This is a genomic window from Arthrobacter sp. CP30 (assembly GCF_053470025.1).
In genome coordinates this window covers 1-18,850 of the sequence record NZ_JBQEMM010000008.1, presented here as the reverse complement: position 1 = coordinate 18,850, position 18,850 = coordinate 1, and the positions used below count along the sequence as shown (strand labels likewise).

Sequence of the window (18,850 nt, the reverse complement as noted above, 5' to 3'; positions counted from 1 at the left end):
TTTACTGGTCGCGTTGATTCACTCGTTCAGCCGAGCATGCTGCGCATCCCGTAGATGTGTGGTGTAGCTCTAGTCGTGTTCAGGGTGCAGCGTCGCATCTGCATCGGTTTCAATCCATCGGGTGAAGGTGGTCGTGAGGCCGGCCCGGGTAGGCGAGGCGCAGAATGGGCCGATCTCGACGCTCGCGGTCTCCTTCAGAGGTGCAACGCGGATAAGCCGAAAAGGCTCATCCCCAGCGCGGGCCCGAATGGTGACGGCGTTACCGGCCCTGCTGAGGCGTACTGTGATCTCCTGATCGATCCACTCAGGGACAGGTGCCACCGACCAGTCAGAGACCTCCTGTGTCACGACTGCCCCAACCTGGGGGACTCCGTCTGACACCTCCACACCGGCCTTGATCCACACGGAATCCGAAACGTGCAGGTAGATCCCCGCCTGGTCGAACTGCTCGGTGTAATCCAGGAGAAATGAGACCTCCATTGCACCCTCGGCGGGCAGCGGTGCCAGCAAGGCATGCGCGCTGTCATGGACGAAGCCGTACGAGGTGTGCCTCCAGGCGTCGCTGTTCTCGGCCGCAGTCACCCGCAGAGCTCCCCCCTCAGCGACGGCACGCACAGGCGAATTGCGCCATGTCCCCCGGTCCCAGACATCGCCGGCCTCACTGATTGTTCGTGTCATGCCATATCCCCTATGTCTTTCGTTCAAGCTTCGGACCCCATTCAACCAATGACACATCCGACACAACAGCGAGGTTCCGGTAAGCCGGTCCGCTTCCCGGCATTGCGCATCGTCCCGATGGGCTTGTCTGTGACCGTGGGTGGGCTGGTTGTCGAGGCGGCCGACGCCGACGGGGCGGGCAGGAAGGGCGAAGACGACAACAAGCGAGGTGGCGAGAAGGTCTACCGCGCCTAACAGCATGAGTCCGGCCCCGCCGATGTGATTGCCGACTGCTTGTGGTGTGACGGTTGCGAGATACATTCCATTGGCGATGAGCATGGGCAGCGTGGCGCCGGCCAGAAGGATCGTACCTAGCTCCACGAGACCCGCACGGCAGCTACTTTTTCTACCAACCAGGGCGAAAGGGATCGGGACGCTCACGTAGAGCAGGGCAGGACTGACGTGCGACACAGTGAAGAAGAATTGCGGATTGGATGTGACGTCGAAGGTGAGGGCGAGGTTGGTTGCGAAGACTTAGGCGGCGAGGAGGGACAGTGTGGTAGCGGTGAGCCCGGCAGAACCCGGAGCGCGGTAGGCATTACTCAAGCTTGTCTCTTCGTCGTGGTAGACGTTATTGAGCGGGTTGCTGCTTTCGACCGCCGGGGGGTTTGTCTGTGGTGCTAGCACTGGTTATCCGTGAGTTCGAGCATCATGTTCGTATCGGCCGTGAACTGCTCGGGTCCTTGCTCGTAGGTGAAGCGGACAGCTCGGGTGGTGCCAACGTCTGCAGCTCCGTTATCGATCACGAGGACGATGTTCACCTGCTGGCCGGCTCTGAGTTTGTCGTCATCAAGCTTCCTCGCGCTGTCCCAGGCCGCCATCGCTTCCGGTTCCGTCGGATCCGTCGAACCCGTGCCGATGACGAACGAGTGAGTCTCATCGACCGGCATGACGTAGGCATCCCGGATTTCGAGGCTCTCCCCCTCGACCAGAACGGCCCCCGTGATGGTGAGTGTCGTATCGCCGTCGTTCGTTACGACGTTCCCGAAGACAGCGCTGCCTTAGTCGGGTTGCACGCTGCAGACTTCAGAGGGATCACCTCCCGCCCTGAGCGGGCCGCCGCTACTCACCTGCAAAGTGCAGGTGGTCAGCAGGACCGTCGACGTGATGAGCAAGGCAACGCGTAGAAGGCGATCCGCTTGCGACATCTGTATCACCTCACTACAGGGGAGACCGGGCTGCTACTGTCGCACGCGACCATCAGATACGGGTCAAACGTCGCTCACAAGCGCTGGCATCAGTCCGTTGCAGGCGGTGAGGGATGTCCTGCCAGCCAGTGGCGTGCTTCTTCGGCGGTCGTGAAGTAGCTGGTCTTATAGGGTGGGCGGGCCCGCTGCCGGTAGAAACTGGTCAAGGTCCGACCGCTCGGGTCAGCGCTGACGACGGCCAGGGCTGTGATGTTCAAACCATCAGCCAGGATCTTCATGGCACCCTCGGACGCGGACAGCATCTCGTGAAGTTCCAGGAGCAGTGGCGGGCACGTGGTGGGATTCATGAATTCGGCCCGTGCGAGGAGGTTCTCAGCAATCTTCTCGGTGATGTGGAAGGCCTGCGTCCACCTCACCCACAGCACACCGCCCCTCATCTCCGAGACGAAGGCGTGCTGCACACCGTAGCTCTCGCCGAAGATACTGGGATGCTCGTGGGTGTCATCGAGCAGCCATTCGCGGGCAGCGGTGTCATCCGTGAAGTACCCGGTCGGTGTCACCGACCGGTGGGTGAAAGCGGTGAGGATCCGTCCGATGTCGTCGATTCCGACGATGGCGATGCGGGAACACCTGGTGTTCCTCATGAGAAGTTGCTTGGCCTCGGCGGTGATGCCGCCAACGAGGCTGACGTACATCAGCAAAGGACGCGGCCCTTCCGGGGATGCGACGGTGATCTCAGCCGAAACGGAGGCAACGTCCGCGGAGTCGACCGTGATGTCTGCGGACCACCGGAGGCGGAGATGGTCGCCGGCGTCCTCGAGCGCGTACCGTCCGCTCGTTGTCTGTCTCACCACACAGTTCCTGACCTTCACACCACCGAGAAATTTCCCGGAACGAACGGACGGGGGCCCAACCGACCCATCATCATCCCACCAACGACAGGCACCAACGTCAGCGCCACCAGACACCCTCAACGAAAATATCAAAAGCGGCTACATGAGATTCTCCCTTGCGACACACTGCGGAGACTGCGCCAACTCACGATCGACGCGACCGGCACACGACTCACCCCATCGTGGCCCCGGCAGTTGCGGCATCCAAGCAAAAATCCTTTGCTTGGGCGTTGCGGCGATCGCATGCACGAGACCGGCATGACATTCGGCGGGTGTTTCTCATCGCGTTTCCCGTGCTCGTTGCAGTTCTGCTGTCTATCGTGATCCCCGTGATCGTCGGAGCGGCTGGCCGGCGAATTGACCGCAACGGTCACGCAGGGGTTCGCCGGAACCCAGACACGGAGGCACTGTTCACGGTGACGAATCGTCGCTGGCAGTCCGTCCTATTTCGCGCGCTCGGCATCGCCTTCCTAGTAATCGGCGGTTTATCCACGCTCGTCTCGATCGTGGAATCCGAGGAGATGGACGGGCCGGGTCCCCTCATCAGTGCGGCCGGCATCGCGGTCGCTGGAGCTCTCCTCGTCGTTCTCGCCATTGGTATTCGTCGATTCCGGGTAGACGCCTTCGACAACCACCTGACGGTCCGCCCCTGGTTCCGAGCGACGCGGATCGTCGCACTGACCGAAATCGGTTCGATCCGCCGGGCACTCCATAGCTTTGGCGGAATCGACGTGAAGGACGTGAACGGCAGGGCGCTCTTCACTGCGACAAAGATCAGCATCAGCTATGACAACATCGTCGCCTACCTGCACCAGCGATTTCCCAAACAGCAAACCCACAACTCCCCGGCGCCCAGCGACGTCGAGCCCTGGCAAGGCGCAACCCTTCGAGCCGAATGGATCCCTCTTCCCCGCGGACGCAAGGGCACTCTGGAATCGGGCGTTCTCCTAACTGCTGGCGCGGTGGCCGGGCGCATGTACACGAGTGAACTCATCGACCTGCTCAAGCACCGGGTCGGCATCGTGGAGTCCACCCCTTCGGATGCCCTTAGCTTCCTCTGCTGGCCCGACGCAGCGTTACCGTCGTCGGTCGTCTGGGAGGCCACGAAAAACCTCCCAGCCGACTCGCTGGCCCTCCTCGCCGACCCCATGGACAGCGGACCCACCGCCGCGCTCACCGGAACTGAACTCACCTACTTCTCGGAATGGATCAGGACTCTTCCCCGCTAGCCCGGCCCGGAAAGACCCGTCCCATCCGACAAAGGTGACTCAACAATAAGACAAGTCAGCCTTCATCGCTGCGACTCGTAGGTCGGCCGCCGAACTCGCCTGATCGTCCTCCCAGCGAACCCTTGTTGAGAGCACTCGGAGGCGGGAGCGGAATGCGCGAGGAGACCGATGCTGGCCCATATGTGCCGCCGCCGGCCGGTTGAACCGCTATGGGTTTGATGGAAACTTCTGACCTTGAAACGAGAAGAGAGTCATGGCATCAAGTCAAGGAGCGGGCAAGCCGACAGCACGTCGGTACTCGCCGGAAGACAAAGCCGCAGCGGTCCTGGTGGTGCGAACGCTGCGGGCAGAGCTCGGGACCGAGCACGGGACGGTCCGTCGGGTCGCGTCGCAGCTCGGGTTCGGAACGGAATCGGCACGGTCATGGGTCCGGCAGGCCGGCGTCGATGAAGGTCACGCCGCCGGCGTGAGTACCGCCCAGGCTTAGTGGTTGCGGGAGTTTGAACAAGAAGTCCGGGAGCTGTGGCGGGGCGAACGAAATCCTGATGCGGGCCGCGCGTTTCGTCGGGGCGGAGCTCGACCGCCACCACCGGAAGTAGTTGCGTTCATCAACGCGAACAGACACGACATCGTCGAAGGCGACCGCTTGGGGTCGAGCCCATCTGCACCCTGCTGCAGGTGGCCCCGAGCACGGACTACGCCGCGAAGAACCGCGTGCCATCCACGCGTGCCGACAGCGACGCGGCCCTCACACCCGAGCTGGTCACACCGTGGGAGGCCGATCACCGGGTCTACGGTGTCCCTGAACTCTGGAAAACCGTCCGCCGCCGGTATCGCTATCGGCCGCGACCAGACGGGCAGATTGATGCAATCCGCCGGCATTGAAGGTGCGACACGTTCGAAGAGGGTGAGGACCACGCGGCCTGATCCCGCCGCGACACGACACCCGGACCTTGTTCGCCGTATATTCACGGCGCCAGCGCCAAACCGGCTGTGGGAGACTGACCTGCCCTTCGTTCCGACCTGGGCCGGCGTCGCGTACGTCTGCTTCATCATCGACGCGTACTCGCGGACGATCGTCGGGTGGAGGTGCGCGTTTCTCAAGCGCAGCGAGATGATCCTCGACGCCATCGAAATGGCGATGTGGGCCGAGGCACTCGCCCTGCGGACCTTCGGTGTCACAGCGATGCGGGGAGCCAATTGACGTCGATCCGGTACGGCGAACGCCTTGCTGAGATAGGCGCCACCTCGTCGATCGGGACTGTTGGCGATTCACATGACAACGCTCTGGCCGAGACGGTGAACCGTTACTACAAGGCCGAGCTCGTTCGACGTCCAGCACGCCCGGGACCTTGGAAAACCGTCGAGGACCTCGAGCTAGCGACGCTCGGATGGGTCCACTGGCACAACACGCAGCGCATTCACGGCTACCCCGGCGATGTTCCGCCTGCGGAGTTCGAGCGGAGGTTCAATGCTGGGCACACCGACCGCCATCAGCTGGTCGAAGTCACATAACCCGAGTCTCCATCAAACCCAGAGCGGTTCGATCGCGACGACCTTCGATAATTTGGAACCGCCTTCGACAATCTCCTGAGTGCACGCTTGATGGCCGACTCGATTGAGCGCATGATGCCGCTATGAAGAGCCAACATGTAAGCCGAGTCATCAGCGCGCCCCCGCATGTCGTCTACGACTATGCGTCGAACATCGAGAACCTTCCCGCATGGGCTGAGGGACTTGCACAGAGCGAAGTAGTCAGGAATGGCGACACGCTGTTCGTGGAATCACCGATGGGTCGGGTGGAGGTCCGCTTCGTCGAACAAAACCGCTTCGGCGTCCTCGACCACGATGTGACGTTGCCGTCCGGGACCGTGGTCACAAACCCTGTTCGGGTGCTAGCGCACCCGGATGGGGCTGAAGTGGTCTTCACGGTCCGCCAGATCGAGCTCGACGACGAACAATTCGCCAGGGATATCACCCTGGTCGAAGCCGATCTAGAGCGACTTGATCGCCAGCTTGGTCAGCAGTCCTAGCCATCGGGCTGCTGTCAACGCCACTTTCACCGAAGAATCTCCCGACGAGACCGACGACAGGAACCGCGTCCGCACCGCTGCCGACACGACACCTGCGAGCCGGCCGCTCAGGCAGAACGCATTCGAGTAAGACGACGGCGCGGACAACTCGCGGTCAGGAGCCCCCGTTGCAGGTCAGTGTATCCGAACAAGGCTGATAGCTAGTTTGCCTAGCTTTACGGGTCGTGAGTTGAGTGCGTACAGTGGACCTCAGGTCAAGAAACGGCCACTACAGCTTTTTGCACGAAGGACGACTACATGTCCGTTTCACCCGTGACCGACGCCGCTGAGGCTACTGATGCAGCCTACGGCTCCCCATCTATGTGCCCGCAGACAACAGATCTAGCGAACCCGGCGGATCTGGCTGATCCGGCTCCGACTTCCGGAGCGACGAGGGCGGCTCATGCGCCTGATCCGGCATGTGTCGCTGAGGAAGTCATCGGCTCCGTCGTCGCTCTCACCGTCGCCGCTTCAGCGCAAGCGGGAACCTCATCCGAGTCACCTGATGATGACCTCCACGGCGTCGACGGCGTTGATGGTGTCGACGGTATTGCGTCTTCCTCGGATCGCATCGAGGGCCTTTCGGACTCGGAGCTCGAGGGCTGGTCTCGGCCGGCCAGCGAAGCGCCGGACGTCATCCCGTTCCACCTGGGCGAGGCCAGCGACCGTCAGCTACGCCGGTGGAGTAATGACCTGTTCAAGCAACTGAACAGGGACTCGCCGTCCTTCATGATCGTTGATGACTACACACGAGTCATCGAGGAAATCGAACGCCGTGATGCCGACGCGGCTTCCAGCGCGAACCCGCCGGAGTTCCGGCAGAAGTTCCGGGACAACGCTCTGGGCCGACGGTTCGAACTCTTCCGCGACGGTGTGCTTGCCGGCTATATCGCCTACTCCATGCGGGCAGGGGTGCTGCGCCTGAAGCGAACGGTCGTTTCGGAGCCGTTCGAGCATCAGGGCGTTGAGGGCATCCTGATCCATCAGGTCTTACTCACCGCCCACCGGCGCCGCCTCGCAGCTATCGCGTATTGCCAGAAAGCCCAGGACTTCCTCCAGCTCAACCCCCAGTACAAGCAACTCGTCCACACCTGAACCGACCCGCGCAACACTGCGGACAACCTTCAAAATGCCACCACAGAAGACGGAGCAGGCGACACTGCCAGACACTCCGGGACGTTCAGCTCGTCCCAGGTGAGGGCAGTGACCAGGATCAATCCCATCGTCGCCCGCCCGTACCCCCCAGTCAGGTGCCACTGGGAGCGCCGATGCCGTCGTGGTGGTAGGGCGATCAATGGCACGCGTCCGATCCGCCACAGTGATGACGGGGAATGGTGTCGGAGGACTTTGCTACTGTCCTTTTCTGAGGTTCGGGTTAACACGCTAGCCCGAGGCAAGTCCGTTGAATGGGTTTCATGACCATGACCATTTCCGATGAATCGGCGGCACCCCGCACCGGGGACACAGGTATCGACTCCTTCATCGACTGTCCGACCGGGACGGTCGAATACTATTTCGGATCACCGACGTTCCAGTGGTCCGATGAGCTGTTCCGGATCCACGGCTATGAACGCGGCGACATCGTTCCCACTCTCGAGCTCGGTCTCGCGCATATCGAACCCGTCGACAGGGACAGGATCCAGGCGTTCTGGGACCGCGTGTCCACGACCAAGGGCCCCGCCTCAGCGTACGCGTCCCTGCGGTCGGTGGACGGCCGGGTCCATAAGATCCTGATGAGCGCCGACCTCATCCTCGACGGCGACACCCCCGTCGGGGTATGGGGGCTCGTCGTGGACCTCACACGGTCCATCCACGCCGACCGGCACCAGCTCGCGAACGAAGCCGTCGCCGCGTCAACAGTCAGCCGGGCAGTCATCGAACAAGCCAAGGGCATCCTCATGAGCCGGCACGGGATCAGTGCGCTGGAAGCCTTCCAACGCATCAGCAGCTACAGCCAGAACGTCAACCGCAAAGTCGAGCCACGACGTTCGAACGCGCCTGAACTCAGACCGGCGACGAGCGTGAGGACACCCTCCTGACCAGCGCTTCGGCCGTCGTCGGGCTCGCATCCCTTCCCCTGATCGGGATCGCCACGCCGGCCATCGGCTTCGGCGCCGAGACGCCCATGGTCATGACACTGCTGATGGGCGCGCTATTCGTCATTGGAGTCGGTTCGTCTGCGGTCCTCAATCACCGCAATTGAGTACAGCTGCTTCTCCCCCTGCCACCCGCGAAAGAACGTTCCCGGTCTACTGTGTGGGTATCGACGCCCGTGCACACCGTACGGCTGGAAACGAAGGGCACCCATCATGCTGCAGGGCTTCAAGGACTTCATCATGCGGGGCAATGTCATCGAACTGGCGATCGCCGTCGTCATTGGCGGTGCGTTCACCGCACTCGTCGGCGCTTTCTCGACCTTCATCATCAACCCGGTCATCGCCTCGGCCGGCGGCGTCGATGCCGCAGGTCTCGGCTTCGAGATCCGGCCCGGCAACACAGCAACATTCGTCGACTTCGGCAGCCTGATCACCGCGGCCATCACCTTCCTCATCACAGCAGCAGTGGTGTACTTCGTGTTCGTCGTCCCGATGAACCACGCAGCGGCACGCGTGAGGGCTCGAGCGGAAGTCCGAGAGCCGGCAGCCGAACCAGTCCCGGTGGACGTCGCCCTGCTCACCGAAATGCGTGACCTGCTCCAGCGCATCGACTCACGCAGCGGTCGCCTCTGAAACGGCAACACTGTGGCTTTACCACCATCGAAGCTCGGGCCCGCTTACTCGACGTCACCACATACCAGCACCATCGGGGATGCCCCATCGCCTCGCCTGAAGCATCACCGCCTCACGTGAAAGGTGGCATCTTCTCGATAGGAGCTCGCACCATCCGGTTCGTTGTCGCCGCGGTGTCCGTAGTGATCGGCGTCTTGATTTCTGCTGGAGGAGGGGTTCCCACCGATGTGGTGGGCGCTCCGGTCTCCTGAGTCTTGATCATCGCCGGCGAGGTTCGCTTCTCCTTGAGGAGCAGCAGGTAGCCTCACGAAAGCGCTCTCGACCGACTGTCACGACCCTTGACGGCCTTCCTGTGGTGAAGGTCCTCCGTGGTACGACCTGCCCCCCCTCATCAGGCGGCCACGACCAGAAGCGGGCGAGCCCATTGATGCTTGGGGGCAGGTTGGACTCGATCGAACTCACCGACGAGCAAGACAGCCGTAGTACGCTTCCACGATGACCACGCCTCGGCGCTCGACGGGTCGCTTGTTAAGACAGCGGCTCGGCTGGACTTGTGTCCTGTGCGCGGTGGCCGCGCTGATGCTTGTGGTGTTGGGGTGGTGCGGACTGATCCTGGTGGTCGGCCCGTTCATCCTTCCTCCGTGGATCCCGTGTGCCGCCCTTGTGATCGCGGCCGTCATCCTCACCCGTAGCTCTCGGCGCGTGAGCGCTCGCGAGAACGACCTGACAGTGCCGGTCGCATAGCGTGTCGTGAGCACGATCGCCGCCGCGGGGTGCGTGACCGCGTTTCTCGGCGACGCTATCTTTTCTGCTACCTACGCCGTTCTGGAGCCATCCCCGCCAGGAGGATGCCGAGCTGTTGCGCGGGAAAGTTCGTTCCTCACGTCCGGTGCAGGCCAGGTCTACTCGATACACCCGACAGGAATCGGCTTTCGTACAGGAACATGGACAGCCGACGACGGGACCCGGCCGATCGCCGACGAACGGTACGAGCTGTCCTGGAGCGCGGCAGGTGGAACACTCACGGTGAAAGGGGATGGCCGTAACCCCGTGTACCCGAACCTGCACGGGGTGACCTGTCATTGAACGTGAGCGGACACCGCGATCGGCGCCGATCGCCCCTGGTCAACTGGTTCGAGTGGAACACGTTGGAACCCGACGTCGCATCACCCGCGGACCGGGCACTTCTGTTGCTGGCCGGTCGCCGGCGAGCCTGCCGATGATTCAGGCAGCTGATTCAGGCTGCTGATTCCGCCTGTTCGTCGGTCATGACCGTTCGCGTCCGTGCTGCCCTCGGCGCGGTGGCGTTAGGTCCGGAAGCTTCTTCAAGCCATGCCAGGCCGGCCCCTTCGCTGGTGAAGTAGCGGGTGTCGGTCATGGACTGGTGGGAAAAGCCGGACAGGACCTCATCAACAGGGCTGTCACCGATCAATGCGACAGCACTGAACCCGGGGTAAGCGTTCATTCCCATGCGGGCCTTCAACGCCAGCCCGTCGATGCCGGACATGGTGACGATCAATGGCAGTGTCTGCCCGTCGCTGAGGTGTTTGAGGGCCAGTGCTGCTTCGATCGCGAGTAGGTGGGTGATACGTGTTCCCGGCGTCCACCGGAGGAACAAGACATCGCTGTCGCGGCGCACTGCGAACTGATCCATAACGCACTCCTTCGTGGAGACATCCGACTGCGAGGCCGGCACGACAAGGTTTTGAGACCAGTGGACCCAGAGTAAGGCACGTCTGGGTGCGCTGTGAAGCTACAGACTGCCCTATGACATGCCGATCGGAGGCCAGCAGATACTGGCTGATCGAATGGTGGATTGTCCGACTGTCGCAGGGCATCGGGTCAATAGTCGGTTCCCGATGGCGGGTCACAGGTGGGTGGGGTCAGCGCTAAGGGATCACCCTACGTGCCGCCAGAAAGTGAGCGGCGATCACCTCGGTGTGGACTCTTCCTGCACGCGGTCCTACGGTGTGGTCCACGGGCGCCGTCCGCGCCCCGTGGTTGATGCGGCGGTGCGTCATGTTGGTGGTCAAACTGAACGTGGAGGAAGCCGACGGCGGCCTGCTACCTGCAGGGCCCGCCGTCGCTGCACCACACCTGACCACTATTGATGGGATTTGGCCTGAGCTGCTCGGGGTTCATCCACGAACATCCCAGATTTCCAGTTGTACGAGCGCTGCGAGGGTGCGGAGCTTGTGCTCGTCGGCAATGCTGAAGCTCCGGGGCGAGTCGTCGATGATGCATAAAGCTCCGATCCGCATTCCGCCTGGTCCGTAGATCGGATGGCCGGCGTAGAACCTGATGAACGGCGGGCCGGTGACGAATGGGCTGTTCTTGAACTGCGGGTCCGTGTGAGTGTCTGAGATGACCAGAGTCTGGTCGAACCGGATGGTTTGGTTACAAAAGGTCTGATCCCGCGGCATCGCTCCTTCCAGGGTTCCGATGAGCGACTTCGTGATGAGCTTGTCCTCGGTAATGAGGGTCAGCGCTGCGCCCATGACGTTGAAATACGCCCGCGTCATCCGCGGTAGTCTCTCCAGACTTCCTGCCGACGTGCGATCCAAGAGCCCCGATGCGTACAAGGACGCGATGCGGTCTTCTTCTGCGTCCTTCGGCAGCGGGAATGGATGGTGTGGTGGTAGCCGGTGCTGGATCAGGCGTTCGCCGTCGAACTCGCTGACCGAGTACCCGCCGGCTGTTGCCACATTCACACTGCTGTACGGGGCCCGCATACTTCCACCTGAGCCGACCCGTATGCATAGATCATTGAGCTGCTCATTGACCGCCTCCGCGAGGAGGTCACGCTGCAGCTGCGGAAGGGTAGAGGCTCCCGTCAAGTAGCTCAAGACTTCGTCTTCGGTGTTCATTCCACCTATTTGCGCGTACAGGGCATAGATACTGGATGCGTTCAAAGCGTGCTGCTGTACGACATCGACGGTAATACCCTGCTGCACGTCGGCATCTTTCATACACCCATCGCCCCCTTTAGGCTCCCCAGCCACGACCTCTTCGTCGTGCCCTCAAAGGTACAGACTCAACATCCCACTGTCATATGAACATCAGGCAAAGAAATCGATATAGGTCGAAGATCTCCTCAATGGACAAAGGGCGGTCATCACTCGGGCTGGCGGTATCGCTGTCGGGCGACGCTGGAGATGATCAGTCCGGCGCTGACTGCGCTGGTCGCGAAGAAAAATGCAAGGCTGATGGATGCGCCTGTCGTGGGCAGGCGTGTGCCAGTCAGCTGAGCTTCCGAGGTTTGCTTCTCATCGCTGCTTGAGGCTGTGACGGACAGGTGAACTGGTAAGGAAGTGCCGGGTGTCGAGGTCGGGGAGGTACCGGTGGTTTGCCAGTCCACGGTGACGCGCAGGTACAAGGTGTCTTTCACACCAACCGTAAATGGTTGCAGGACTACGCGCTCTGACACTAGTTTCGCTGCTGTCCCGACAGGATCGAGCAGCACGATGGTGTCCCCTCGGCAGCCGATGGATGTGAAGGGGTTGGTGCACCCGTTCACCGATACCGTGAAAACATCCTGTGATCTGACCGCCGTCACGGGGATCATGGCGGGGACTGTGAGATCGAGGGCGAGGACGTCAACGAGGCCCGGACTGAGAATCACGTCGACGTCCCAAGAGGATTGCTCCCCAGGGGTGAGACGGACGCGCTCCTTCGAGTAGTCGAGGCGGAGCAAGTCCGCAGGCGGAGGTGTTCCGGTCACCGAACTGCCGGGTCCCGAGGCGTGGGCGTTGATTGGTGTCGGCAGCAGGCAGGAGAGGGTGATGGCCGCCATTGCGTAGTGGCGTCCGCGTCTCTTCATTTCGTCGTCATGCGTCCGAGTGCCCCGCTCCTCACCGCTCGACGCTCAGCTCGGTGATCGGCTCGGCGCCTGCTCTTACGGTGAAACAGATCGGAGTCGCGGGTACCGTGCCGGGGTGAGGTGGGCGTGGTGCGTGCGGGCGTGGTGCGGTTGGCCGGGGTGCGGGTGGGCCAGCTCCCCCAAGTCACGAGGCCTGCTACGGCGAGGGTGATCACGGCCATCACTGCTGGTTCTGACATTCGCACGATGACAGGGGCGAGCCGGGGTACCGAGAATAGGACACGACGGACACTGGTAACCGTGTACGGAGCCGGGTCCCCGGCGACGTTCGCATCGCCCTTCATGGTGATGGTTCGTGCTGGCCCGCCCGCGTCCTTGATCGAGGTGACACGGTGCGTGATGGGCAAAGCGCCGGCGCGATCGACCGTCACAACGTCCGTAACGTGCACGTCGGAGGCCGGTATTTCCTGAACGACAGCAACCGACCCTGCTGGGATCGACGGTGCCATCGACCCTGTCTTGAACATGATCAGGGTGATGTCGAGAAGTAGCGCCAGGATGACGAGGAGGACGCAGAGGGCCCCACCCACAGCGGCAAGGTTCAACAGGAGCTCACGAAGGACGGGCAGTACGCGCAGGCTCGAGGGTCTCCGACCCATCGTTGCCTCAGCCTGCTCACGTGACGAGCTCACCAGCCCGGATGTCGCCGACGCCATCGATGGCCCTGTTATCCCTGATGATGCTGGCCTTGGTGTCATGGAGTCGAGGTTGCAGTGAAGGTCCACACGGCGGTGGCGGAGGTGCCTTGGAGGCGATTGTCCGCACCGAGCGGGAGGGTGACTTCGAAGCAGAAGCGGACGCTGGTGCCTGGGCCTGTAGGAGTGGCTGCGGGGAGGATGGTGCTGTCGCCTGCTGCTTGCGCTGTGATGAGTGGCTGGCGGACTGTGTCAGTTCCGATGAGGAAGGTCGCGCCGGTACTGAACGCTGATGCAGCGCACACATCGGAGCGGACGACGCGGTAAACCAGCGCTGAGCCGAGGAGGGGTGGGGTCGTAGAGGTGTTGCTGACGGTCGCACCGCTGAGCGTCGTGGTACCTGCAACAGATCCGGTCCGTGTTCGGAGGGCGATCGGCGCATACACGGCGCCGCCTGGATACATTCCGCTGGCATTGAAGGCCAGGGTCGCCCCTGGCGCTGCTTCGTTCACTGTCCAGGGGCCAGCAGCGGCGTAGGGGTTGGCGATCGTCGATTCGATGGCGAAGGTACTGGCGGAGAAGGTGCCCGAGGCGTATTCGCTGTCCGTCCAGGACGCCACGGTGGCAGATCCTCCGACCCCGAGGACCAGCGCCCCCGCGAGGACCGCTCGGATCCTCGCCGGCCATGCGCGTACAGGAGCGCTGTGCGCGCCCATGGTCAGGACTGCGACTCGGCCGCGAACTCCCACGTCGCGGATCCGGTGTCACCCTGCGCGATTGCACCGGCTGTGACTTTGAAGCAGAGGTTCACTGGCGCCAGAGTCTGCCCAGTTGGCGCTGCCAAGCTGAAGGCCGCGGTGCCGGGAGTGGTTCCCACGTCCGTTGCGGTGGGTACGAGAGCTGTGCCGGTTGTGTCGGCGGTGCACCCGAATGTTGTGGTTTGCAGCAGCTCGTAGGTGACGTTCTCGAGCGTTCCGGTCACCGGCGTTGATGTGATGGTGACGTCAGCGCCGTAGGTGGTGCCGGTGTCGAGAGCGATGGAGAAGGGCGCATAGACGACGTCGTCCGGTGCGAGGTTCGTGGGGTTCAGTGAGAAGTCGAGCGTTGCTGCGCCCGCTGCTGTTGCGTGGTCGTCGAAGTCCGTCCCGTTGGTGCTGCCTACCAGGTCGAAGCTGCCGGCCTGGAAGTTCCCGATAGCGAATTCGGAATCGTTCCATGCTGCGAGAGTAACTGCAGCACCGACACCCAGCACCAGACCTCCCGCGAGGATAGCGCGCACCCTGCGGCGCTTCACGTGGCGGCTGTCGGCAGTGGTGTCGGGCGTGGTTGTGGTCATGATGCAGTCCTAGACGTTGCGTGGATCCGGCTGAGACGACCGGCGGCTTCACGCTAGAGGATGAACCGGCTATTCAGGGATGGCCCTTCTGCCCGGACCTGATGGCCGACAGGGTTCTCTTGCTGACCCGTATCAGTCCCTTCTGCGCGCAGGGGCCGGATGACCAACGCGGAGCACCAACAGAAGGTATTGAATGGCGTCTGTGCCGCATAAGCTGACAATCCGAAGGTACATGTCGACGCTCCTCCGTCCTCTGGGAGTAGGGCGGTACCGCCCAAGTCCTCGCCGAACTTTTCCTGCCGCCCCTGCCACTCCTGTTAGAACAGAGTCATTGATGAGCACTCGTCTGGCGACGCTTCGGCCGCTGGCGTTCAGGGACCGCCGGATGCGCCGGACCGCCCTGTCGGTCATAGCTGCGACCCTGCTCCTGCTGAGACCGGGACTGCCGGTCGTAGAGCCCTCTGTCGCTTCCTGGCAGCGCATGCAGGTCACTGGTGGCACTCTTGCTACTGTCACGATTCCTTCGGCCCAGCTCACCAGGACGTGCCGGTACGTCAGCGTCCTTGGTCTTGGAGGGCGGGTCGAAATCTACTGGATCCCACCGACCGGTTATGACATATCCAAGGCGCAGGTCTGGGCTTCGACCTCTGGTCTCGGATCGGTCCTGGCACCCCTGACCGGTTACAACCTCAGTCAGAACACCCGGTTCGATAACACCGCCGGTCACTACATCACCACGGTTCCGACCAATCTTCTCGGCGGACTCCTGGGCCTGGGCACGGAACTCGAAGTATCTATCGTGATCAGTGAGTACGGGTGGACGTCCAAGGCGGCATCGACCGCTACGAACGCTGGTCTGATCGCCGGTCTGGGGGGAACCTGCCGCAACCTGACCTGAGCGCGATCTCATCGGTCGATGGCAGCAGTGAGAGGGGTGTACTGGTCAGATGCCGGCGGTCAGAGGTGCTTGCCGGAACTCTCGATGAGTCCGCGGGCCAGTTCCAGCACTGTGATGTCGAAGGTTCTGGCGACTCTGTGCAGGTGAGCGAGGGCCAGATCCCGCCTGCAGTCGTTGGACCTCATCGTGATGCCCACCGCTACATCCAAGACCGAGCGATTAGCGAGGGCCTGATCGAACTCGTCATCGGTGGCAGTCCGACGAAAGTCCTGGGTGAAGGGCTTACCGGAAACGTCGTGCACGTCCGTGTCGAGGTCGTTCATGGGCTCCTACTGCTCGATAAGCGGGGTATCGGTCAGGCGCTTGAGTATAGAAGGTTTTTACCCTTCCTCGCCGCATCCGCCCCACTGCTCCTCGCCTGTTCGACACGAAGCACCCAACTGAGTCAAAGCCAATGCATGGCGCCCTGACAGCAATTGGCACGGAGCTGGCACGTAGCTGGCACGTAGCTGGTATGCAGCTGTACGTAGCTGGTATGCAGGTGACGCGTTGACGAGCCCTATCCTGGTGACCGGTAAGACCTCAGTGTGCGGCGAGGCCGGCCTGGACTGCGAGGACTGCTAGTTGCACCCTGCCTTCGACGTTGAGCTTCAGCATGATCTTTGCGATACGTGCCTTGACCGTTCCCTCGCTCAGTCTCAGAGCAGCCCCGATCTGGAGGTTCGTTCGACCTGCAGTCAACGCGGTGAGGATGGCATGGTCCCGACTCGGTAGACCTTTGATGAGATCGACCTCGATGGAACGTGACTGTTTCACCGGTAGCGGGAAGCGTGAAAGATCTGGTGGTAGGGAGAAGATGCTGTCGCCTTGGTGGATCATTCTGATAGCGGCGCCCAGATCGGTGGTGACTGAGTACTTCGACAGGTAGCTCGTGGCGCCGGCGCGGTAGGCATCGCAGATCAAGTCCAGATCCATCGCCGAGGACACCATGGCCACTCTGATGTCAGGAGCGCGGGTGACAATCTCCCGTACTGCCTGAACACCATCGACATGTTGCACCATGGTCTCCATGAGGATGACGTCGGGTCGATGCATTAGGGCTGCCTTGATGGCGTCGTTCCCCGTTGAGCTCACGTATTGAAGCTCGATGCCGTCCATCGTCTCAAGGAGACGTTCCATACCGAGGCGCACGAGATAGTCGTTGTCGACCAGATGAACTCGAAGCGTTGTTTGCTGCATTGTTGAGACCTTCCCCCTGACGTCAGCGACCTGCCCGTCACTGATCCTGCGGTCGTCGCTCGTAAGCATCCGACTACATACAAGGGTTTATCCGATCCAGGCGCCGATAGCTAGACGGACCCTTGACCGAGCCGACGGAGCAACCCGTAAATCGAAGCGACCACCTAAGACCTTGAACGAGCGTCTTTCATCGGGGCACAAGGCAAGGGACCTACTACCCGTAAGTGCAAAGTTCGCACGACCGTCCCCCTTACACCTGCCCGAACCAGCGCCGACGCACTTGCTGCACCGGACCCACCGTTCCCACCGGGGCTCGATGCTCAGAGAGTCGACCTCATTGACCTGAGGCATCAGTACGAAGAACTAGCGGAGGACCTGTGGAGGGTGAGGAGGAGCTGATCTGAGCTGCTGTGGATCTCGGGTGCTCTGTTCCTTGGTTCGATGAGGAATTTCGGTGCGCGATGCAGCTTGCGGTAAAGGAATAGGGGACAAGCATCGTGCACCGCTCGAGGCGCCGGTCCGTTTGGCTATCTGGGCGCGTCTTTCGGACCTGAAAGTGTGGCCGGATGTGCGTGGCGTCATCCCTCTCCATGCTGTGCGATGGGGGTAGGACGCGGTTTCAGGAAATTCTCAGGTTTCTTTCGTGTCCTGCTGGCTCGCTTCACTCAGGGAAGCTCTATCAACAGGGGAAATATCATCATGTCTCAGCCCACGCGTCTTCTCGCCGCAGGTTCGACCGCCGCTCTCGTAGCAGGCGGTCTTTTCTTTACCGCGGCTCCAGCCTCGGCCGCACCGGATACCGCAGAATGCCTCGCCGCTCAGGACCTGTTCCGCGCGGCATTGGAGAATGCGGCACTGGACCAGGAACTCTCGGATGAGCTCTCGGCAGCCCTCGAAGCTGTACTCGTGGCCCTGGCTGAGCGGGACGCTCTTGTCGCCGCCGTCCCCGTTGACACCGAGGCCGCACAGGCAGCCCTCGACGCAGCTCTTGCCGTCCTCGCCGATGCGCAGGAAGACGTCGACGCCGCACAGGCAGCACTCGACGCGGCCGAAGCAGCGCAGGCTCCCCTCGATCAGGCCGTCGTCGACGCGCAGGCCGACCTTGACGCAGCACGCACCGCACTGGCCGACGCCCAGGCAGCGGTCGATGCGGCGACGACCGCTCGTGACGCGGCTGTCTCCGCGCAGGTCGAGTTCGAAGCCGCGGTCGCCGCTGCTCAGGCCGACGTCGATGCGGCGATCGAGACTCTGGCTGGCCTTAATGGTGCCGTTGTGACCGCTGAGGAGCAGCTCGCCGCCGCCGTCACCGCGCAGACCGCTCTCGACGCGGCAGCCGTAGACGCGCAGGCCGACGTCGACGCCGCCCTCGAAGCGCAGGCGGGCCTGGACGCGGCAGCCGCTGACGCGCAGGCCGACGTCGACGCCGCCCTCGAAGCGCAGGCGGGCCTGGACGCGGCAGCGGCGGCAGCACAGGAAGATGTCCGCACCGCTGAGGAGGAGCAGGCAGCACTGGACGCGGCCGTCATCACTGCCGAAGCCGACGTGCAGGAAGCCATCGATGCACAGGACGGCCTCGCCGCCGCCGTGATCGACGCGCAGGTGACGCTCGATGAAGCTCAGGAAACCCAGACGGGCCTTGATGCTGCTGTCGCCGACGCTCAGGCAGACGTGAACACCGCCATCGAGGTACTCGACGGATTGAACGACGCCGTCCTGGAAGCCGAAGCGGCCGTGGACGCAGCTGCCGGCACCCAGGAAGGACTGGACACCGCAGTAATCGACGCCGAAGCCGCAGTCACCGCCGGCGCGGAAACACAGGCAGGCCTCGACGCCGACGTCACCGCCGCCCAGACCGGCCTGACCGACGCGCAGGAAGCCCTCGCCGGGCTGGCGGCCGCCGTGGAAGCAGCAGAGCTCGGCCTGACCGACGCCGAAGGCGCCCAGCCCGGCCTTGATGCTGCTGTCGCCGACGCTCAGGCAGACGTGAACACCGCCATCGAGGTACTCGACGGATTGAACGACGCCGTCCTGGAAGCCGAAGCGGCCGTGGACGCAGCTGCCGGCACCCAGGAAG

Annotated in this window: 18 protein-coding genes, 1 pseudogene and 1 other annotated feature; of the genes and pseudogenes, 8 read left to right on the top strand and 11 right to left on the bottom strand. The window is 62.6% G+C overall.

Annotation, left to right across the window (positions count from 1 at the left end; genetic code table 11):
* Nucleotides 1-69: 69 nt before the first annotated feature.
* The 3 genes from ACTIMO_RS11530 to ACTIMO_RS11520 all read right to left on the bottom strand — a co-directional run bounded on the left by ACTIMO_RS11530 (nucleotide 70) and on the right by ACTIMO_RS11520 (nucleotide 2,716).
* Nucleotides 70-996, bottom strand: coding sequence for a DUF1349 domain-containing protein (locus ACTIMO_RS11530; RefSeq protein WP_422389829.1), 927 nt, complete (start codon nucleotides 994-996; stop codon nucleotides 70-72).
* A gap of 341 nt (nucleotides 997-1,337) precedes the next feature.
* Nucleotides 1,338-1,607 carry a hypothetical protein gene (locus ACTIMO_RS11525; RefSeq protein WP_448182505.1) on the bottom strand — a complete coding sequence of 90 codons (270 nt, stop codon included), beginning with the start codon at nucleotides 1,605-1,607 and terminating at the stop codon, nucleotides 1,338-1,340.
* Between the two features lie 347 nt (nucleotides 1,608-1,954).
* A complete protein-coding gene (locus ACTIMO_RS11520; protein ID WP_448182504.1) occupies nucleotides 1,955-2,716 on the bottom strand; it encodes a DUF7793 family protein in 762 nt (253 codons plus the stop codon).
* Between the two features lie 314 nt (nucleotides 2,717-3,030).
* Between ACTIMO_RS11520 and ACTIMO_RS11515 the strand changes: the two genes are divergently transcribed.
* From ACTIMO_RS11515 to mscL, 6 genes and pseudogenes are all read left to right on the top strand, one after another.
* Complete coding sequence (locus ACTIMO_RS11515; protein ID WP_422389830.1) at nucleotides 3,031-3,987, top strand: hypothetical protein; 957 nt, start codon at nucleotides 3,031-3,033, stop codon at nucleotides 3,985-3,987.
* Between the two features lie 253 nt (nucleotides 3,988-4,240).
* Nucleotides 4,241-5,502 (top strand): annotated as a pseudogene (locus tag ACTIMO_RS11510) (IS3 family transposase).
* Nucleotides 4,541-4,674, top strand: a sequence feature (AL1L pseudoknot). Its footprint overlaps the pseudogene before it by 134 nt.
* A 122-nt stretch (nucleotides 5,503-5,624) precedes the next feature.
* Nucleotides 5,625-6,020: an SRPBCC family protein gene (locus tag ACTIMO_RS11505; RefSeq protein WP_422389831.1), complete on the top strand. Its 396-nt coding sequence runs from the start codon at nucleotides 5,625-5,627 to the stop codon at nucleotides 6,018-6,020.
* Nucleotides 6,021-6,317: 297 nt separating this feature from the next.
* Nucleotides 6,318-7,154, top strand: coding sequence for a GNAT family N-acetyltransferase (locus tag ACTIMO_RS11500; RefSeq protein ID WP_448182503.1), 837 nt, complete (start codon nucleotides 6,318-6,320; stop codon nucleotides 7,152-7,154).
* Nucleotides 7,155-7,474: 320 nt separating this feature from the next.
* Entirely contained in the window at nucleotides 7,475-8,098 is a 624-nt protein-coding gene (locus ACTIMO_RS11495; protein WP_448182502.1) for an ANTAR domain-containing protein, read from the top strand.
* 270 nt (nucleotides 8,099-8,368) lie between these two features.
* Nucleotides 8,369-8,788 (top strand): large conductance mechanosensitive channel protein MscL, encoded by a 420-nt coding sequence (gene mscL / locus ACTIMO_RS11490; protein WP_448182501.1) that lies wholly within the window; start codon nucleotides 8,369-8,371, stop codon nucleotides 8,786-8,788.
* A gap of 1,237 nt (nucleotides 8,789-10,025) precedes the next feature.
* Here the strand turns inward: mscL and ACTIMO_RS11485 are convergent.
* The 6 genes from ACTIMO_RS11485 to ACTIMO_RS11460 form a co-directional block, all read right to left on the bottom strand.
* Nucleotides 10,026-10,442 carry a DUF7793 family protein gene (locus ACTIMO_RS11485; RefSeq protein ID WP_448182500.1) on the bottom strand — a complete coding sequence of 139 codons (417 nt, stop codon included), beginning with the start codon at nucleotides 10,440-10,442 and terminating at the stop codon, nucleotides 10,026-10,028.
* Nucleotides 10,443-10,926: 484 nt separating this feature from the next.
* A complete protein-coding gene (locus ACTIMO_RS11480) occupies nucleotides 10,927-11,757 on the bottom strand; it encodes a GAF domain-containing protein (protein ID WP_448182499.1) in 831 nt (276 codons plus the stop codon).
* Between the two features lie 146 nt (nucleotides 11,758-11,903).
* Nucleotides 11,904-12,581, bottom strand: coding sequence for a hypothetical protein (locus tag ACTIMO_RS11475; protein WP_448182498.1), 678 nt, complete (start codon nucleotides 12,579-12,581; stop codon nucleotides 11,904-11,906).
* 23 nt (nucleotides 12,582-12,604) lie between these two features.
* Nucleotides 12,605-13,267, bottom strand: a complete 663-nt coding sequence (locus ACTIMO_RS11470) for a signal peptidase I (RefSeq protein WP_448182587.1) — start codon at nucleotides 13,265-13,267, stop codon at nucleotides 12,605-12,607.
* A 95-nt stretch (nucleotides 13,268-13,362) separates the two neighbouring features.
* On the bottom strand, nucleotides 13,363-14,019 hold the full coding sequence (locus tag ACTIMO_RS11465) for a SipW-dependent-type signal peptide-containing protein (RefSeq protein WP_448182497.1): 657 nt from the start codon (nucleotides 14,017-14,019) through the stop codon (nucleotides 13,363-13,365).
* A 2-nt stretch (nucleotides 14,020-14,021) separates the two neighbouring features.
* Nucleotides 14,022-14,639 (bottom strand): SipW-dependent-type signal peptide-containing protein, encoded by a 618-nt coding sequence (locus ACTIMO_RS11460; protein WP_448182496.1) that lies wholly within the window; start codon nucleotides 14,637-14,639, stop codon nucleotides 14,022-14,024.
* Between the two features lie 334 nt (nucleotides 14,640-14,973).
* On the opposite strand from ACTIMO_RS11460, the gene ACTIMO_RS11455 reads away from it, so the two are divergent.
* The gene (locus ACTIMO_RS11455; protein ID WP_448182495.1) at nucleotides 14,974-15,537 is read left to right on the top strand and encodes a hypothetical protein; all 564 of its coding nucleotides are present in this window, start codon (nucleotides 14,974-14,976) and stop codon (nucleotides 15,535-15,537) included.
* A gap of 59 nt (nucleotides 15,538-15,596) precedes the next feature.
* On the opposite strand, the gene ACTIMO_RS11450 is transcribed toward ACTIMO_RS11455, so the two are convergent.
* Together ACTIMO_RS11450 and ACTIMO_RS11445 are read right to left on the bottom strand one after the other, a co-directional pair.
* A complete protein-coding gene (locus tag ACTIMO_RS11450; protein ID WP_448182494.1) occupies nucleotides 15,597-15,860 on the bottom strand; it encodes an ANTAR domain-containing protein in 264 nt (87 codons plus the stop codon).
* A 259-nt stretch (nucleotides 15,861-16,119) separates the two neighbouring features.
* The gene (locus ACTIMO_RS11445; RefSeq protein WP_448182493.1) at nucleotides 16,120-16,776 is read right to left on the bottom strand and encodes a response regulator; all 657 of its coding nucleotides are present in this window, start codon (nucleotides 16,774-16,776) and stop codon (nucleotides 16,120-16,122) included.
* A 699-nt stretch (nucleotides 16,777-17,475) separates the two neighbouring features.
* On the opposite strand from ACTIMO_RS11445, the gene ACTIMO_RS11440 reads away from it, so the two are divergent.
* The coding region (locus ACTIMO_RS11440; RefSeq protein WP_448182492.1) for a hypothetical protein at nucleotides 17,476-18,850 on the top strand (1,375 nt) is incomplete at its 3' end.

Excerpts from the sequence above, each read along its gene's own strand:
- ACTIMO_RS11530 (WP_422389829.1), bottom strand. The coding sequence starts at position 996 with ATGCTCATCGCCAATGGAATGTATCTCGCAACCGTCACACCACAAGCA.
- ACTIMO_RS11525 (WP_448182505.1), bottom strand. The coding sequence starts at position 1,607 with ATGCCGGTCGATGAGACTCACTCGTTCGTCATCGGCACGGGTTCGACG.
- ACTIMO_RS11505 (WP_422389831.1), top strand. The coding sequence starts at position 5,625 with ATGAAGAGCCAACATGTAAGCCGAGTCATCAGCGCGCCCCCGCATGTC.
- ACTIMO_RS11500 (WP_448182503.1), top strand. The coding sequence starts at position 6,318 with ATGTCCGTTTCACCCGTGACCGACGCCGCTGAGGCTACTGATGCAGCC.
- ACTIMO_RS11495 (WP_448182502.1), top strand. The coding sequence starts at position 7,475 with ATGACCATGACCATTTCCGATGAATCGGCGGCACCCCGCACCGGGGAC.
- mscL (WP_448182501.1), top strand. The coding sequence starts at position 8,369 with ATGCTGCAGGGCTTCAAGGACTTCATCATGCGGGGCAATGTCATCGAA.
- ACTIMO_RS11485 (WP_448182500.1), bottom strand. The coding sequence starts at position 10,442 with ATGGATCAGTTCGCAGTGCGCCGCGACAGCGATGTCTTGTTCCTCCGG.
- ACTIMO_RS11480 (WP_448182499.1), bottom strand. The coding sequence starts at position 11,757 with ATGAAAGATGCCGACGTGCAGCAGGGTATTACCGTCGATGTCGTACAG.
- ACTIMO_RS11475 (WP_448182498.1), bottom strand. The coding sequence starts at position 12,581 with ATGGCGGCCATCACCCTCTCCTGCCTGCTGCCGACACCAATCAACGCC.
- ACTIMO_RS11470 (WP_448182587.1), bottom strand. The coding sequence starts at position 13,267 with ATGGGTCGGAGACCCTCGAGCCTGCGCGTACTGCCCGTCCTTCGTGAG.
- ACTIMO_RS11465 (WP_448182497.1), bottom strand. The coding sequence starts at position 14,019 with ATGGGCGCGCACAGCGCTCCTGTACGCGCATGGCCGGCGAGGATCCGA.
- ACTIMO_RS11460 (WP_448182496.1), bottom strand. The coding sequence starts at position 14,639 with ATGACCACAACCACGCCCGACACCACTGCCGACAGCCGCCACGTGAAG.
- ACTIMO_RS11455 (WP_448182495.1), top strand. The coding sequence starts at position 14,974 with ATGAGCACTCGTCTGGCGACGCTTCGGCCGCTGGCGTTCAGGGACCGC.
- ACTIMO_RS11450 (WP_448182494.1), bottom strand. The coding sequence starts at position 15,860 with ATGAACGACCTCGACACGGACGTGCACGACGTTTCCGGTAAGCCCTTC.
- ACTIMO_RS11445 (WP_448182493.1), bottom strand. The coding sequence starts at position 16,776 with ATGCAGCAAACAACGCTTCGAGTTCATCTGGTCGACAACGACTATCTC.